At 62.9% G+C, this 15661-nt stretch carries 15 protein-coding genes and 2 pseudogenes; 11 read left to right on the plus strand and 6 right to left on the minus strand.

The features are described from left to right. Positions 1-13: 13 nt before the first annotated feature. From QCE48_RS22075 to tssK, 3 genes are read right to left on the minus strand one after another with little or no spacing between them, the layout of a single operon-like run. Positions 14-1696 carry an OmpA family protein gene (locus QCE48_RS22075; RefSeq protein ID WP_309784101.1) on the minus strand — a complete coding sequence of 561 codons (1683 nt, stop codon included), beginning with the start codon at positions 1694-1696 and terminating at the stop codon, positions 14-16. Positions 1697-1704: 8 nt separating this feature from the next. Continuing rightward, positions 1705-2388 (minus strand): DotU family type IV/VI secretion system protein, encoded by a 684-nt coding sequence (locus tag QCE48_RS22080; protein WP_309784102.1) that lies wholly within the window; start codon positions 2386-2388, stop codon positions 1705-1707. Continuing rightward, complete coding sequence (gene tssK / locus QCE48_RS22085) at positions 2385-3734, minus strand: type VI secretion system baseplate subunit TssK (protein ID WP_309784103.1); 1350 nt, start codon at positions 3732-3734, stop codon at positions 2385-2387. Before tssK ends, QCE48_RS22080 begins: the two co-directional genes overlap by 4 nt. Positions 3735-4241: 507 nt before the next feature. Between tssK and tssB the strand changes: the two genes are divergently transcribed. The 6 genes and pseudogenes from tssB to QCE48_RS22115 all read left to right on the plus strand — a co-directional run bounded on the left by tssB (position 4242) and on the right by QCE48_RS22115 (position 8944). Next, positions 4242-4757 (plus strand): type VI secretion system contractile sheath small subunit, encoded by a 516-nt coding sequence (gene tssB / locus QCE48_RS22090; protein WP_087630127.1) that lies wholly within the window; start codon positions 4242-4244, stop codon positions 4755-4757. A 58-nt stretch (positions 4758-4815) separates the two neighbouring features. After that, positions 4816-6369: pseudogene (tssC, locus tag QCE48_RS22095) on the plus strand (type VI secretion system contractile sheath large subunit). Between the two features lie 252 nt (positions 6370-6621). Further along, positions 6622-6906 carry a contractile injection system protein, VgrG/Pvc8 family gene (locus QCE48_RS22100; protein ID WP_309785048.1) on the plus strand — a complete coding sequence of 95 codons (285 nt, stop codon included), beginning with the start codon at positions 6622-6624 and terminating at the stop codon, positions 6904-6906. Further along, positions 6851-7159, plus strand: a complete 309-nt coding sequence (locus QCE48_RS22105; protein ID WP_309784104.1) for a hypothetical protein — start codon at positions 6851-6853, stop codon at positions 7157-7159. The genes QCE48_RS22100 and QCE48_RS22105 overlap by 56 nt, the downstream gene beginning before the upstream one ends. After that, positions 7156-8754 (plus strand): type VI secretion system protein TssA, encoded by a 1599-nt coding sequence (gene tssA / locus QCE48_RS22110; RefSeq protein WP_309784105.1) that lies wholly within the window; start codon positions 7156-7158, stop codon positions 8752-8754. The genes QCE48_RS22105 and tssA overlap by 4 nt, the downstream gene beginning before the upstream one ends. A gap of 16 nt (positions 8755-8770) precedes the next feature. Next, on the plus strand, positions 8771-8944 hold the full coding sequence (locus QCE48_RS22115) for a type VI secretion system baseplate subunit TssF (protein ID WP_309784107.1): 174 nt from the start codon (positions 8771-8773) through the stop codon (positions 8942-8944). Positions 8945-8974: 30 nt separating this feature from the next. On the opposite strand, the gene QCE48_RS22120 is transcribed toward QCE48_RS22115, so the two are convergent. After that, a complete protein-coding gene (locus QCE48_RS22120; RefSeq protein WP_309784108.1) occupies positions 8975-9607 on the minus strand; it encodes a glutathione S-transferase family protein in 633 nt (210 codons plus the stop codon). Between the two features lie 191 nt (positions 9608-9798). Here QCE48_RS22120 and QCE48_RS22125 point away from each other — a divergent pair, with 191 nt between their 5' ends. Beyond that, positions 9799-10242: a response regulator gene (locus tag QCE48_RS22125; protein WP_309784109.1), complete on the plus strand. Its 444-nt coding sequence runs from the start codon at positions 9799-9801 to the stop codon at positions 10240-10242. A gap of 28 nt (positions 10243-10270) precedes the next feature. Here QCE48_RS22125 and QCE48_RS22130 read toward each other — a convergent pair whose 3' ends face one another. Beyond that, positions 10271-10657, minus strand: a complete 387-nt coding sequence (locus tag QCE48_RS22130) for an ester cyclase (protein ID WP_309785049.1) — start codon at positions 10655-10657, stop codon at positions 10271-10273. Positions 10658-10999: 342 nt separating this feature from the next. Here QCE48_RS22130 and QCE48_RS22135 point away from each other — a divergent pair, with 342 nt between their 5' ends. From QCE48_RS22135 to QCE48_RS22145, 3 genes are all read left to right on the plus strand, one after another. Next, positions 11000-11875, plus strand: coding sequence for a lipid A biosynthesis lauroyl acyltransferase (locus QCE48_RS22135; RefSeq protein ID WP_309784110.1), 876 nt, complete (start codon positions 11000-11002; stop codon positions 11873-11875). A 60-nt stretch (positions 11876-11935) separates the two neighbouring features. Further along, positions 11936-12337, plus strand: a complete 402-nt coding sequence (locus QCE48_RS22140; protein WP_309784111.1) for an SRPBCC family protein — start codon at positions 11936-11938, stop codon at positions 12335-12337. A gap of 180 nt (positions 12338-12517) precedes the next feature. Then, positions 12518-14887, plus strand: a complete 2370-nt coding sequence (locus QCE48_RS22145; protein WP_309784112.1) for a filamentous hemagglutinin N-terminal domain-containing protein — start codon at positions 12518-12520, stop codon at positions 14885-14887. Between the two features lie 30 nt (positions 14888-14917). On the opposite strand, the pseudogene QCE48_RS22150 reads toward QCE48_RS22145, so the two are convergent. Continuing rightward, positions 14918-15118: pseudogene (locus QCE48_RS22150) on the minus strand (hypothetical protein); the annotation flags it as partial. A gap of 348 nt (positions 15119-15466) precedes the next feature. Here QCE48_RS22150 and QCE48_RS22155 point away from each other — a divergent pair. Continuing rightward, a partial coding sequence (locus QCE48_RS22155; RefSeq protein ID WP_309794309.1) for a hypothetical protein occupies positions 15467-15661 on the plus strand: 195 nt, incomplete at its 3' end.

The raw sequence follows: 15661 nt of genomic DNA on the forward strand, positions 1-15661 counted from the left end.
CTCCGGGACGGATTCAGTTTCCGGAATCGTCCGGAACGAGCGTGATTTCGACACGGCGGTTACGCGCGCGGCCTTCGGCCGAGTCGTTGCCGGCGATCGGGCGCGTGTCGCCGTAGCCCTGGATCGCGAACGCCGATTCGGGCGTCGCGGCGGCTTCCATCAGCCAGTCGCGCACGGCGCCCGCGCGAGCGACCGAGAGGCGCTGGTTGCCCGCGCTGTCGCCGACGTTGTCGGTGTGACCGGCCACGAGGATTCGCTTGCCCGGATGCGCCTTGATCATCTCCAGCGCGCCGACGAGCGCGCGGGTCGAACCGGGCTTGAGCTGGGCGCGGCCGCTGTCGAAGAGCGACATGCTGTCGAGCGTGATGATGGCCGGTGGCGGAGGCGGCGGCTGATACGACGCGATCGCCCGATTGAGCGGCGGCAGCAGCGCGGCCCCGTGATACATGCCGAAACCCAGACGCAGCGGCACGCCGGTGCGCTCGTAGCGGTCGAGCTGGTCGCGGTCGGCCGTGAGCGCGGCGAGGGCCGGGCGGCGCGCGGCATCGTGATCGGCGGGCAGGCTCGCAAAGCGCGCGAGATCCTCGTCGACCTGAGTCATCAGCGTCTGATTGTTCTTCGCCGCGCCCCAGCTCGCGAGCGCGCCGGCGCAGGCGAGAATCGCGATGGCGTGGGCGAATCCGCGCAGAAGCGGCGATACATAAGCACGCTTCGGACAGGCATCGACGAGCGGTTCGGGCAGCGGCCAGGGCGCCGGCGATTCGGCGAGCGCCAAAGCGGACAGACGCGTGAGCGAGCGCAGATGCGCCTGCCAGGGCGACGCAGCATTCGCAGCCGGACCGCAGTCGATCCATGCTGCCCCGTGCAGCGGCCACGGCGACGACGGCTGGCGGCGTTCCTGCAATGCGTCGTTGACGACCTGCCAGGTCCAGCCGATAAGCGCCGCGAGACCCGCCGCGCGACGCTCCGGCCGCTCGCCGACTTGCTCGCGCGCGGCGTCGTCGGCGGCTTGCATGACGGCGTCGAACGAACGCGCATCACGCAGCATCGCCGACGACGACAGGCCGAACCACTGCGCATCGGCGGGCGTCGGACTGCCGCTGTCTTGCGTGAGCCGCTGATAAACAGCGACATAACCCGGCACGGGCGTGGAGAGCAGACGCGCGGTGTCGCTGAGCGCCTGCCGGTGCACGCGCAGCGTCTGCGTGAGCGATTCGTGCGTGTGAGCGTCGGGCGTGAGCGTGAGCACGACACCGTCTGGCGGACGATCGCCGCGCCACGCCTTGAGCGCGAGCGCGAGTTCAGCGAGTTTCTGCGGCCGGTCCGCGCGCAGCCAGATCGCGCCGGCGCCGACATGCAGGTTGCGTCCGTTCGCGAAGATGCGTTCGAGCGCATCGCCGAGCACGATCACGAGCGGCATGCGCGCGCGAAGTTCGATCGGCAGGTTGCTTAGGGCAGTGGACCGGCCGAGCGCCGATAACGTCGCGGCGTTCTGCTCCTGCGCGCGCCGCATGCGCAGCGTGTGCCACGCGATCAACGCCGCGCCTGTCGCGCACGCGGCGATCGCCAGGCTCCACGCGACGCCGCGGGTCAACGGCAGCACCGCGAGCACGACACTGGCCGCGAGCAGCGCGGCGAACGCGACCAGCGTGCAAAACGGATACCGCGCGAAACGGCCGGTGCTCAATAAGCTCATGTCGCGCATCACGTTTTGGAGGCAAGAAGATGCGCCAGTTGCGCGTCGAGCGAGTGCCGCCACGCCAACCAGATCAGCCCCGCGACGACGCACGCGGTGCCCGCGAGCGCCCACGGCGACACTTGCCGCAGCCGGTCGAAGCGACTGCTGCCGCCGCTATTGACGATGAAGGTCGGCTGGCGCGCCGGCCGCGCCTTCGCGATCTGCGCATTGAGCGCCTTGATGAGCGCCGCGCGCTCGCGTTCGTTCTCGTCGCGCGCGTAGCGCCCGCGGAATCCGAGTCCGAGGATAGCGGCGTAACACTCCAGCAGTTCGAGGTTGCACGGCGTTTCGCGCATGCGCGCCGCAAGCCGCTCGTACACCTGTTCGCCAGCATTGTGGTTGCCCGCACATTCGACTTGCAGCGGAAATTCATCCCATTGCGAGCGTCCGTCGGCGGGAAGATACTTCATCGCCATTTCATCCAGCAGCCCGCATTGCGCATGGATCGCGTCTTCCTTTACGTCGTGTGGAACCTGCCGGGCTTCCAGGGCAGCGTCGAAGTCGTGGACCAGTTGCAGGCAACGTCGGCGCAAGTCGGGCACGTTTTCGTTGGTTCCACCCTGCGTCAGTTGCGACACCTGAAGCGCCGTACCGCGCAGCAATGCGCGCATCGTCGGGGTATCGGTGAGCATCGTGTCTGTCTCGCTCATGACGTCAGCACCGCATACAGTTCGAGCGACGCTTCCGGCACCGACGGCGGCAAATAAAGCTGGCAAGCGCGCGCGGCGAGCATGCGCGCATGCGCCGGATCGCTTGCATCGAGCGCGAAGTACTGGTTTTCCAGGCGCACAGGAATGGCCGCGGGCACGCGCTGCACGGCCTTCAGCGGAATGCCCGCGAGCGCCGAATTGACGATGTGCTCGATATCGTCGGGCGAACCGATCTTGCAGAGCTTCGGAATCTGTTCGATGAGCTGAAACGCCGGCAGCGCCGCATACACCGAAAGGTAGTAGTCCGCGCCTTCGAGCAGCCACTCGTCCTTGAACTGACCGGCCCAGAGGGTCGCGCTCTTGTGCGTGAGTCCGATCGGGATGACGCGCGACGGAATGATTGCATCGAGCAGATCGCGGATCAGCGCTTCGAGCGCACTGAAAATTTCTTCCTGTTTCGCGTGCTCGTACGGCGGGATCGCGGCGAGCGACGTGCCGGTCGAAAAGGTCATCAACGCGCCGGCCAGCGTGGCGAGCACGTCGTAGAGACGCTCGGGCGGCTGATTCGGATGCGTGCCGAGAAACGCCAGCTTCGGCCAGTGCGTGTGAATACAGTGAAGCAGCCCGAAGAGCGATACGTCGGCGACACCGAACTCGGCGATCTGGTCGACGCGTTCGCTGCGCCGGGCGGCAAGCGCCGTGCTTTTCGCGAGCAGAATGTCCGAGAGCCGCGCGATGCGCTCCTGATGGCGTTCATGCGCGGCGAGCGTGAGACACGGCGGCACGAACGCGCGGTCGACCTCGAACTGACCCCGCACGCCGCGCACCAGCCGAGCGATCGGACACACGACGTGATCCGCGTGCGGCTCGAAATCGAACAGGAGATGCACCGCGTGCCGCTCGACCGAGCGTTCCTCGACACCTGTGCCGTTCAGATCGGGCACTTCGACGAACTCGCGGAAGTAGCGGCGCGGGCGCGACGGCGTTTCATCGTCGAAGCGGCAGTTGCTGCCGTCGGCGTTCAGAAGTGGCAGAGCGGCGAGGATCGTCACGCTTTGCACGTCGGATGGAAGATCGCGCGTCAGGTCGCGCGGGCACGACAGCACATCCATCGCCGACGAATCGATCAGCGTGCCGTCGGTCAGGCGCAGTTTCAAACGCGAAAGCGAGAGCCGGCCGGCGGCGAGCGCGTCTTCATCGAGTTCAACCTCGATGATTCCCCAGGGCTCGGCAATAGCAAGCGACGCGAATTGCCGTTGCGCGACATTGAGCCATCGTTCCTGCTGTTGAAAATGCTGGGGCGTGAGAATCAATCCCTCATGCCAAAGCGGCTTGAAAGTCCGCATAACGATTCGTGGTTATCTTTTGGTTTATCGAATAATCGTTGTATTAAACACGAACCGAAGTGTCGCGTCTATTATTGAGATAATTTCGAATGGAGGCGGCTCGAATCGCAACTTATCTCGTTAATCATCCCGCGCGTAGATGAAAGGCCGTTCTTCCGAGAATTCTTAAGACGTATCTATTTTTTTCTCGAAGTCTTGTCATTGATTCGTTGGCGTTGCAGGGGAGCGCGGGCCTGAGCGCCGCTTTTAAGAGCGGGCCATCTATTCAGCTTCAATATCTCGAAAATAATCCGTCACGCATCTCAATAAAATCTCTATTTTTAGCGCTTGACGACCGTTTGTCACGCCTGCTCTAATAAAAGAAAAAGGGGCGTAACAATAAATTCAAGTAAGCGGGCCGACTTCCGGATCACTCACAACCTGAGTCCTTTCACTGGGCACGGCTATGGTTCGTGATGATGACGCCTGCGTGTCGTTTAAACCATCGATATAGGAAAGAGCAAAGCCATGTCTGAAAGCTTTCAGAAAGAGATTCCGAAGTCCCGCGTTAATATCTCTTTGGATCTACATACGGGCGGCGCGCAAAAGCGCGTCGAGTTGCCGCTCAAACTGCTGGTCATGGGCGATTACAGCGCGGGCCAGGCAACCGGCGCGCTCGCCGATCGCAAGAAAGTCGATGTCAACAAGATCAACTTCGATGCGGTGCTGGCCGAACTGAATCCGCAGGCCCGGATCAACGTGGAAAACACGCTGGCCGGTGACGGCTCGGACACCACCGTGGCGCTGAACTTCAAGTCGATGAAGGACTTCGAGCCTGAACAGGTGGCGCGTCAAATTCCCGAGCTGCAGGCGCTGCTCGCCACGCGCAATCTGCTGCGCGACCTCAAATCGAATCTGCTCGACAACAGCACGTTCCGCCGCGAACTGGAAAAGATCGTCAAGAACCCGGCGTTGTCGGAGCGCCTGCGTGCGGATCTGGAGAAGATCGGCACGAGCAGCATGCCGCCGGTAGGTCATGCCTGAGCGCGCATTCACCGCTCATTCAATCCAGCAGGTACAACGCACGCAAGACAGGAAGACCATGGCACGCAACGAAACCCGGCAGTCCGGCGCCGCTACCGCCGAAACGATCACGACCACGCTCGAGCAGGATGGCCGCAGCGTCTACGCGACGCTCTTCGAGAAGATCAACCTGAAACCCGTCGAAAGCGCGCGTCCGCTCGAAGCTTTCCAGGACAACGATGCGCTCGCTGAAGCGCCGAGCGATGAACGTCTCTCGCGCGCGGTGAGCGTGTTCCTGAAGATGGTCGACGAGGCGAGCCGGCCGGTGGACCGTCTCGACAAGTCGCTGCTAGATTTTCATATCGACACGCTCGACCAGAAGATCAGCCGCCAACTCGATGCGGTGATGCATTCGGAACAGTTCCAGCAGATCGAATCGGCGTGGCGCGGGCTCAAATTCCTCGTCGATCGCACCGACTTCCGCAAGAACATCCGGATCGAAGTGCTCGACTGCTCGAAGGAAGCCCTGCAGCAGGACTTCGAGGACACGCCAGAAGTGATCCAGAGCGGCCTGTATCGCCACACGTACATTCAGGAATAGGACACACCAGGCGGCCAGCCGATCGGTTCGATCATCTCGAACTTCGAGTTCGCCAACTCGCCGCAGGACATTGCGCTGCTGCGCAATATTTCCAAGGTCGCGGCGTCGGCGCATATGCCTTTCATGGGCTCGGTCGGTCCGAAGTTCTTCGGCAAGGAGACGATGGAAGAAGTCGCCGCGATCCAGGATATCGGCAACTACTTCGATCGCGCGGAGTACATCAAGTGGAAGAGCTTCCGCGATACCGACGACGCGCGCTATATCGGCCTGACGATGCCGCGCGTGCTCGGCCGTCTGCCCTATGGTCCCGACACGACGCCGGTGCGCGGCTTCAACTATCAGGAAGCGGTCAAGGGCACGGACCACAACCGCTATCTGTGGGTCAATGCGTCGTTCGCGTTTGCTGCGAACATGGTGAACAGCTTCATCAAAAACGGCTGGTGCGTGCAGATTCGCGGGCCGCAGGCGGGCGGCAAAGTGGACGATCTGCCGGTGCATCTGTATGACCTCGGCACCGGCTATCAGCCGAAGATTCCGACCGAAGTGCTGATCCCCGAGACGCGTGAGTTCGAGTTCGCCAATCTCGGCTTCATTCCGCTGTCGTTCTACAAGAACCACGACTTCGCGTGCTTTTTCTCGGCGAACTCGGCGCAGAAGCCCGCGCTCTACGACACGAAGGAAGCGACCGCGAACAGCCGCATCAACGCGCGTCTGCCGTACATCTTCCTGCTGTCGCGCATCGCGCATTACCTGAAACTGATCCAGCGCGAGAACATCGGCACGACCAAGGACCGTCGTCTGCTCGAGATGGAACTGAACAACTGGATCAAGAACCTCGTCACCGAGATGACCGATCCGGGCGATGACCTGCAGGCATCGCATCCGCTGCGCGAGGCGAAGGTGACCGTGGAAGACATCGAGGACAACCCCGGCTTCTTCCGCATCAAGCTTTTCATCATTCCGCACTTCCAGGTGGAAGGGATGGATATCGGTTTGTCGCTGGTGTCGCAGATGCCGAAGGCGAAGAACTGATACAAGCGCCGTTCTGTCTGCATGTACGCATGCAGGCGTGGGACGGCGCTTTGCGTTCGAGGGACGCAAGGCGATCAGCGAGACGTATCGGCTCGCCATCGAGTTCACTAGTACGCGGGCTACGATTCCCGTGGCGGATGAACTCGGCAAGTCGGCGAAGTTCGCTATCGAACCGATCGATGTGAGCGCGGGATTGCCTGCGGAACTGATTGCGCGCTTGGCGAAGGCGCCGGCGCGCCCGTTCCCAAGGGCATCGTCACCGCGTTCGATCAACCGAGATCATCGGAGTATCAGAGTCGCGAGCACACGACGCAGTACAGCGAATCGGCTTTGGCGTTCATCAAGCGAGTCGCCGCCGGCGAAGGCATCTGGTTTCGCTTCGAACAGACCGCGCAACGCGAAGTGATCGAGCGCACTGGTCGCACCGCCTCATCCGCGCAGCGTCAGGGAGGACTGGAGCGCGGATCCGTCGGCGACGATCGTGTCCGTCGCCGAGGCGAATCCGGCGTCGAGCAGCCGCGCGACTTCCAGAGATGAAACGCTGCCGCGCGCGCCGCAAAAGCCGCTCGCGTTGCAACTGCAGTTGCAACGCGAAGCGGGCGCCGGTCCGCTCGGCGCGCTGCAACTGCGCCACTTCACCTTGCCGGCGCGCGTCCTCCTGAGCGGCGCCGTCGCGAAGGGCGCGCCGGGTCAAGGACCCAATCCGCCGCCGCTGCCCCCAGCGGCAATCGAAGCGGCGAAGCATGCCGCAATGCCCTTGCCGCGCAACGCCGCGTCGGAGTTCGAATGAATCTTTTCTCCACTTTTCTCAAGTCACTTTTCGGCGCGCGCGATCCGGATGATCTGATGCGCGAACGCATCGGCTCCTGGTCCGCCTGGCTGGAGCCGCTTCCCGGTGCGAACGGCATCGGCCGCGATCCGGGCTATGAAGACGCGTTCTTCGCGATCAAGGACGAACTCGCGAAGCTCTCCGGCATCGACGATGCGCTGGTCGCGCGCTCCTGCGAGCAGTTGCTCAAGGAGACCGGGAAGGATCTGCGGCTCGCTGCTTACTACGCGTTCGCTCGGCTCCGGCAGGACGGAACGGCGGGTTTCGCCGATGGCCTCGAACTGACCGCCGCGCTCGTCGAAGGTTTTGGCGAGGCGTTGCTGCCCGCGCGTCCCGAAGCGAAGAAGGGCGCGCTCGACTGGCTCGCGACGTCGCGCATGATCGATCAGTTGGCGAGCGTCGATGCAGACGCTTCGGGCGATTCGCACGCGTCGTTCACGCCCGCCGATCTCGAACGAGCGATGGCGGCGCTCAATCTGCTCGTCACGCGCACGAGCGAGTGGACCGAAGCCGCGCGTCCGAACCTTCAGCCGCTCATTTCGCGCTTCGAGTCGGATACTCAGCCGGTGCAGCCGTCGTCGAGCGCACCCGCGGCGCCGCTTTCGAGCGCCCAAGGCGGCGCGGCGCCGATCGTCTCGACGCGCGATCTGCTCGAGCAGACGCGCACGATGGCGCACTATCTGCGCGCGCAGGACAATGGTTATCTGCCCGCCGCGCGTCTGATTCGCTGCGTGCGCTGGGATACGGTCCACGATCTGCCGCCCGCCGATGCTCAGTCGCGTACGCGTCTGCCCGCGCCGCGCGCCGAGTTGCGGCAGCAGTTTCGGCGCCTCGTGCTGCAAAAGCAGTGGCACGAGTTGCTGGAGCGCGTCGAGGGCGCGTTCACCGAGGGCGCAAATCATCTCTGGTTCGACCTGCAATTCTTCCAGCACACCGCGCTCGATCACGCGGGCGCGCCGTACACGGAATGGCGCGACGTGCTGCGCACCGATTTCGCGCTGCTGCTCGAACGTCTGAACGGCATCGAACGCCTCGCGTACAGCGACGGCACGCCATTCGCCGACGACGCCACGCTCGACTGGATCGCGCGTCACGCCGTGGTTCGCGATCTGGAGGCGGGCGAGACGCTCGCGCCGCTGCCAGTGTCGGGCGACGAAGACGATGCGAACGGCTGGGTCGAGATGGAAGCGCAGGCGCGCGATCTCCTCGCGAGTCAGGGGCTCGACGCGGCTTACGCGTGGCTCGCGACGCTGCCCGGTATCCAGTCGGACCGGCAGCGGTTCTTGCAGCGCTGGCTGATGGCGCGCGTCGCCGATCACGGCGGCAAGCCCGACATCGCGCTGCATCTCTTGACCGACCTGAACGACGCGACTGGTCACTTCGGCCTTGCGCGCTGGGAACCGGCGCTGACCTTCGAAGTGAAACATCACCTGCTGCGCGTGCTGAAGGCCGCGATGACGCGTAAAGACGCCGACAAACCCGCGCTCGCCCGCCGCGCCGAACAGTTGCAAGGCGAGCTGACGGTGCTCGATCCCGCGCGCGCCGTGGCGCTGTAATCGAAGAAGGAACCACATGGACGATTCCATCCTGCGCTACTACGAAGCCGAGATGCGCTATCTGAGCGAGGCCGGCAAGGAATTCGCCGCGAAAAAGTCGATGCCGGCCGACAAGCCGCTGGAGTTCGAACTCGTCGATCGCGAACTGGTGGCCGTCGCCGATGTGCCGCGCACGCGCCCGGAGCGTTGAGCGCTCACGCCGGCGAACGAAGGTTTACGATCAGGCGTCGTCGAGCTTGACGCCGAAGCCGCGCTGCACGCCGGGGCGCTCAAACAGCGCCTTGTACCAGCGCTTCACGTTCGGGAAATCGTCGAGCGAAACCTGATGACGCTCATGACGCCACGCCCAGCCGAGAATCGCGAAATCCGCGACCGACAGCGCGCCCGCCACGTATTCCACTTCCGCGAGACGGCGGTCCAGCACGCCATAAAGGCGGCGCGTTTCGTCCGAATAGCGTTTGAGGCCATAGCGCCGGTCGCTTTCCGCTTCGACCAGGCGGAAGTGATGCACCTGTCCCGGCATCGGACCGAAGCCGCCCATCTGCCACATCAGCCATTCGAGCACAGGCACGCGCTCGCGCAGGCTCGCTGGCAGGAACCGGCCGGTCTTCTCGCCGAGATAGAGCAGGATTGCCCCCGATTCGAAGACGCTGATCGGCTGACCGTCGGGGCCGTTCGGATCGACGATCGCGGGAATGCGGTTGTTCGGACTGATTCGCAGGAACTCGGGCGCGTGTTGCTCGCCCTTCGAAATGTTCACGGTTTTGACCGTGTACGGCAATTCCATTTCTTCAAGTGCAACGCTGATCTTGCGGCCGTTCGGCGTGTTCCAGGTGTGCAGGGCGATGGTCATAGCGGTGAGGTCAATCGAAATGATGTTTTGCGATCTTGCGCTTGCGGCAAGGTTCACGTCACACGATACCTCATCCGGCTCCCTTCGCCTGCAGGGGCTTCGCCCCGTCCCAAGCGGGGTGTTTCGCCGGCGCCGGATCGCCCAGAGTACAGGCATGGCAAGTCTGCGTGAAAGCCCGGAGGACATCGCTCATGTCACATTCGTTCGATCCAGCGAGTGCATCGCCGTACTATGGTTTCGTGTGGGTGGACCTGACGCGTCACGCCGAAGCGTCGCTCGCCGAAACGCTCGACGGTGCATTCGACATTCACTTCGTCGACGATCCGGACGACGTGTCGAACGCGATAGCGAGCCGCATGCCGGCATTCGTCTGTTTCGAGTTCGACGAGCCGAGCGCGCAGGGCATCGATGCACTCACGCGCGTGCGTCGCGAGCACCCGGCGCTGCCGGTCCTCGTGATCGCGGGACGCAATTCGATGTCGATCGCGATCTGGGCGATGCGCCTGCGCGTGTGGAATTTTCTGGTAAAGCCCGTGCCGCTGCGCGAACTGTGCAACAGCATCCTCACGCTCGCGGCGCTCACGAGGAACGGTGTGCCGCAGCGTCCGCGTGCTTCGCTTGTCGCTAGCAGTTGAATGCGACGGGCGAGCGCGACGCGGCAGACTATAATTGCGCTTCGATCGCCGCCTTGTCTATCACCGACCAAACCTGCGCGATCTTTGCGCCGCGAAACAGATAGAACACATTCTCCGCGAAGGCGATCCGTTTTCCGTCGATTCGCAATCCGAGGAAATCGTGTCGGGGCGTGCAGTCAAACCGCAGACGGCTCGCGAGCAAAGGCGGTTCGGTCGCGAGCAGTTCGATTTCGAAGCGCAAGTCGGGGATGTCGAAGACATCCCGTTCCAGCATGTCGCGATAGCCTAACAGACCGATCGGCCGGCCGTTGTGACTGACGTCGTCCTCGACAAACTGACCGAGCGACGCCCAGTCGCGCTCGTTCAGGCAATCGAGGTAGCGTCGATAGATAGTGCTCAGGTCCGGCTCGCTCATGCTTGTCTCCTTATCGACTGACGGATCAGGGTAATCGCGATCGTAGACGAATCGCGAGACAGGCAAGGCCCGACGATTTTTCATGGCCGCTGCCTGCAAGATGTAGTAGCCTGAAGAGGCCGACGAATTACGATCGGCATGCTTCCACTCAGGCCAATGGTGCGTGTGCCCGCGCACATCGCCGTCCGGCGTCCACCACTCATTTCCCGGTTCCATTACTCATCTGCTTCTGCATGACTCGCGGAAGGACGTCGGGTTTCGGGCATCGACAACTACGACAGGAACCGTCTACGGAAAGCGCCCCTGGCGGCGCAATTCGACGGTTCGTCAGGAGAAAAACTCTTGGACCGAATCGGTTTTGCGCTCATGGTAGCGCTGCTACGGCTTTTCTCCGTGCTTCCTTATGGCCTGGTCGCGAGACTCGGCAGCGGCCTCGGGGCCGCCCTGTACCGGATTCCGAGCCGCCGCAAACATATCGTGCTCGTCAATCTGCGCCTCTGTTTCCCGACCAAGACCGAACGCGAATACGACGAACTCGCGAGGAACCACTTTCGCCATGTCGTGCGCAGCTATCTCGAACGAGGTATCCAGTGGTTCGGCAGCGCGCAGTCGATGAAAGGGCTCGTCGAGATCGACAGCGCGATCGACCTCAACGACAAGAATGCTCCGCCTACCATTTTCATGGGCTTTCACTTCGTGGCGATTGAAGTCGGCTGCATCGTGTACTCGACGAGCCAGCCTGCCGCCTCGTTGTACACACGCATGTCGAACGTGCGCATGTGCGACCTCGCAAAACGACAACGCAGCAGGTTCGGCGCGGAAATGATCGAACGCTCGACGAGCGCGCGAAAGATCGTCGAGACACTGCGCTCGGGCAAGCCCGTCATGCTCGCGGCGGACATGGATCACGGCATCGACAACTCCGTGTTCGTCCCGTTCTTTGGCGTTCCCGCCTGCACACTCACTTCCGTCGCGCGACTTGCAAGGCTCGGGCGCGCGCGCGTGGTGCCGTTCGTGACCGAGGTGTTACCGGATTACCGCGGATACAAGTTGACCGTCTTCGCGCCACTGGAGGATTTTCCGTCGGGGAGCGATGCGGTCGACACGCGTCGAATGAATGCGTTTCTCGAGACGCAAGTCCTGAAAAATCCGGAGCAGTACTATTGGGTACATCGACGCTTCAAACATCGGCCGGCGGGCGTCGCGGGCGTGTATTAATCGCGTAGTGCTATCGTGACCACTTCCCACGCGTTGCGAGCGATACACGGAGACATCACGGTGCAACCAGCCGAATCGAAAACGATCAGCATCTCGATCCAGCGCAGTCCGCAGGACGTGTATGAGTTCATGTCGCAGCCTGCGTCGTTCGCGCGGTGGGCATCGGGTCTGGGCAAGCCGCTCGGCAACGAAGGAACCGTGTGGCGTTTCGAAGGCGAGAACGGTCCGGTCATTGTTCGCTTCACTGAACGCAATGCATTCGGCGTACTCGATCACGTTGTCGAATTACACGACGGCACCGAAGTCCGCGTGCCGATGCGCACGGTTGCAAACGGCACGGGCACCGAAGTGCTGTTCACGCTGTTTCGCGTGCCGGGAATGAGCGACGACAAATTCGCCGCCGATGCCCAATGGGTCTTCCGCGATCTGAACACGCTGAAAGCGCTGCTCGAAGCGAAGTGATCGCGGCGCTCCGTATCGATGCCAGCCGAATCTCGCAGCACGGGCGTTCGGATTTCTAAACGGCTCCGAACGCGCGGACGCATTTTCGGTCTCCGCCGAATGCGGTCATACTGCTCGGAACCCGGCAGGGAAAGACATCGTTCCCGAGAATGTAGGAAGAACCATGCGGAGGAATATTTCGTGCAATGCCGTCACCATCCTGCGACCGTGCAGTCACGCTCGACAAAGCCTCTGTTCTTCCGGCACCGCCCGTCGATACGCGTTGCCGTCCTCGCGCTGTTTCTCTCGACGACAGGCGCGAGCGCGTTCGCAGCCGGACCGCTTCCTCAAGGCGGGCAGTTCATCGCGGGCGCGGGTTCGATCGCGACGCGCAGCAACGGCGTCGACATCACGCAGAGCACGCCGCGCGCCGTGATCGACTGGCGCGGCTTCTCGATCGGCAACGGCAACACCGTCAACGTGAACAACGGCACGGGCGCGACGCTCAGCCGCGTCACCGGCACCGATCGCTCGCTGATCAACGGCCAGCTCGTTGCCACGGGCAGCTTTTATCTCATCAACCCGCAAGGCGTCGTGGTGGGCCCGAGCGGCGTCGTCACCACGGGCGGCCGCTTCGTCGCATCGACGCTCGACATCGGCAACGACAACTTCATGAGCGGCGGTCCGCTCAGTCTCGCCGGTTCTAGCGATGGCGTCGTCGTCAATCTGGGCAAGATCAGTTCGACCGGCGGCGACGTCTTTCTCATTTCCCGCAAGCTCGTCGAGAACGATGGCAGCATCAATGCGCCGACGGGATCGGCGGAACTCGCCACGGGCAATCAGGTGTTGCTGAGAGATTCGGCGAGCGGCCCGCAGGTCTTCGTCCAGCCAGGTACGCGCGGCGATGTCGTGAACAAGGGCAGCATCGAGGCCGCGCAGATCGACCTGCGCGCCGCCGATGGCAACGTCTTCGCGCTCGCCGGCCGCAACGGCGATGTGCGCGCGACCGGCACCGAGACGCGCGACGGCAAAGTGTGGCTCGTCGCCGACCGCGGCACGGCGCACGTGCATTCGAGCGTCAAGGCGTCGGATGCGAATGGAAACGGCGGCACGGTGATCACGACGGGCAACACGCTGCATCTCGACGACGCCGTGATCGATGCGGCGCTATGGAACGTCAGCGCGCCCGAGTTCAACGCCGGACCGCTGAACTCGGCCACGCTCGCACGCAATCTGTCGGGCGGCACGTCGATCATGGTGAACGCGACGGGCGCCAACGGCGCAAGCGGCGACATCAACCTCGGCGCGGCCGTTCGCTGGACCGGCGACGCATCGCTGACGCTCAACGCCTTTCATGACGTGACGCTCGGTCCGCTCGCGACGCTTGCGAACACCGGCGCGGGCAATCTGACCCTGCGCGCCGATTCGCACGGCATCGATAACGGCGGCAGCGTCGCGAGTCGCGGCACCATCGACTGGTCGCGGGGAACGGGCGTCGTTTCCGCGCTCTATGAAATGAACGGCACTTTTACGGCCGGAACGGTGAGCGGCAATCCGTCGTGGACTGCCGCGCCATTCAGCGGCCTGCTGTCGCAGTTCACCGCTTATCGGCTCATCAGTTCCAGGGCGGATATGGAGAAGGTGTCGAGCGATCTCTCGGGCGTGTATGCGCTCGCCAAGGACATCGATTTCTCGACGACGGCAAGGCAGTTCAACGGCGTCGGCGGTCCGGCCAACGCAGCGTTCACCGGCCAGTTCGACGGCATGGGCCACGCGATTCGGCGCGTGAATCTTCAGGCCGCCGGCGATTCGCAGATCAACCTCGGACTGTTCGCGACGATCGGTCCGACGGGCGTGGTGCGCAACCTGAGCGTCGAGAACGCCTATGCGAATGGCTCCGTCTCGGGTCCGGTCGGGATCATCGCGGGCGTAAACCAGGGGCTCATCACGAACTCGCATACGTCCGGCGTATCGGTGCAGTACTTTGCCGGATCAGGCGCGGGCGGCTTCGTCGCTCGCAACGACGGCACTATCGAGCGTTCGTCGAGCAGTGCGGGTTTTACGGGGCTGGAGGCACTCGGCGGTCTCGCCGTCGTCAACAACGGCCTGATCGTCCAGTCATTCGTGGATGGCGCGGCGAGCGGCGGTTCGCGTTCCAATGGCGGCCTCCTCGTCACCACGAACAACGGAACGATCACGCAATCCTACGCGACGGGCGTCGCCTCGATGACTTACCTCGGCGGCCTCGTCGGGACCAACAATGGTACGGTCAGCGAATCCTTCGCCGCGTCGCCGCTGGACTCGCACGCGTATCCGCAGATCAAGGGGGGCATCGCCCTTAACAATGGCGGAACGATCGCGAATAACGTTTTCTGGGACGTGCAGACCAGCACCGCGACCGAGGGCGTATACAGCGGCACGCCGGCGCCTGCCGCAAACGGGCTCAGCACCGCTCAGATGAGCACGGCGTCGAGCTTTGGACCGACCTGGGATTTCAGCCCGACCGGAACCTGGGTGATGCCGGCTGGCGGAACGCATCCCGTCCTGCGGTGGCAACAAGCGGCGCAGTGAGTGCTGGCGCAAGCGAATTGCCGTCGCCGGTCACGTTTTGTTCGACGGCGCCGGGCCGGTGTCGACTGCTTGGTCGCCGAGATGGTCGTCGACTGCACTGCCTATCGTCGGATGGAATTGCGCGTTCTGAAGCAGATCCATCATTTCGAAGCGTCTGAGCTTGTCGCGCACGGGGTCCTTCAGCTCGGCGAAGCGCAATTCGATCCCGCGCGCGCCAAGCTTGCGGATCAACCAGTCAATCCCAGCAGGATATTCAAACATCGCTTGATTCAGAATGCTTGACATAACGGACATCTCAAAAACAGAATTGATGGTTAATGATTGTCAGCGTTTGATTAAAAACAACAGACAACCCACGTTACCGCTTTGGCTCCTTCATCGAAAGGATGAAGGGGCGTATCGTTACTTCCCCAAATAACTATCGTTTGTGCAACATGCATATTTGCCGCGCATAACCGTTGTGAAGCAGTGATGATCAGCTGAGGGGATCGATAAGAATATGGCAAGCCTGTACGACGAAGCGAAGACGTTTATATCCAGCGTGACAGCGATTCCGGGGGACAGCAGTATTTTTTGGACGTGCCGGGCACCGATAGCGCGGCACAACTGTCGGTCGTGTCGTTCGAGGCGACCGAGAAGATCGGTGAGCCCACCGAGGTGTGTATCGACCTGACTCATCCGCAACAGTTGGGGCGCGCCGAGTATCTGAACTGCGATGCGACCTTCTCGATGGTCCCGGAGGACGGTGCGCCCAGGAAGTTCTCCGGCTACATC

The organism is Caballeronia sp. LZ024, from assembly GCF_031451455.1.
GTDB lineage: Bacteria > Pseudomonadota > Gammaproteobacteria > Burkholderiales > Burkholderiaceae > Caballeronia > Caballeronia telluris.

Bases quoted from the DNA above. Each gene is read 5' to 3' on its own strand.
- QCE48_RS22075 (WP_309784101.1), bottom strand. From the start codon at position 1,696: ATGAGCTTATTGAGCACCGGCCGTTTCGCGCGGTATCCGTTTTGCACG.
- QCE48_RS22080 (WP_309784102.1), bottom strand. From the start codon at position 2,388: ATGAGCGAGACAGACACGATGCTCACCGATACCCCGACGATGCGCGCA.
- tssK (WP_309784103.1), bottom strand. From the start codon at position 3,734: ATGCGGACTTTCAAGCCGCTTTGGCATGAGGGATTGATTCTCACGCCC.
- tssB (WP_087630127.1), top strand. From the start codon at position 4,242: ATGTCTGAAAGCTTTCAGAAAGAGATTCCGAAGTCCCGCGTTAATATC.
- tssA (WP_309784105.1), top strand. From the start codon at position 7,156: ATGAATCTTTTCTCCACTTTTCTCAAGTCACTTTTCGGCGCGCGCGAT.
- QCE48_RS22115 (WP_309784107.1), top strand. From the start codon at position 8,771: ATGGACGATTCCATCCTGCGCTACTACGAAGCCGAGATGCGCTATCTG.
- QCE48_RS22120 (WP_309784108.1), bottom strand. From the start codon at position 9,607: ATGACCATCGCCCTGCACACCTGGAACACGCCGAACGGCCGCAAGATC.
- QCE48_RS22125 (WP_309784109.1), top strand. From the start codon at position 9,799: ATGTCACATTCGTTCGATCCAGCGAGTGCATCGCCGTACTATGGTTTC.
- QCE48_RS22130 (WP_309785049.1), bottom strand. From the start codon at position 10,657: ATGAGCGAGCCGGACCTGAGCACTATCTATCGACGCTACCTCGATTGC.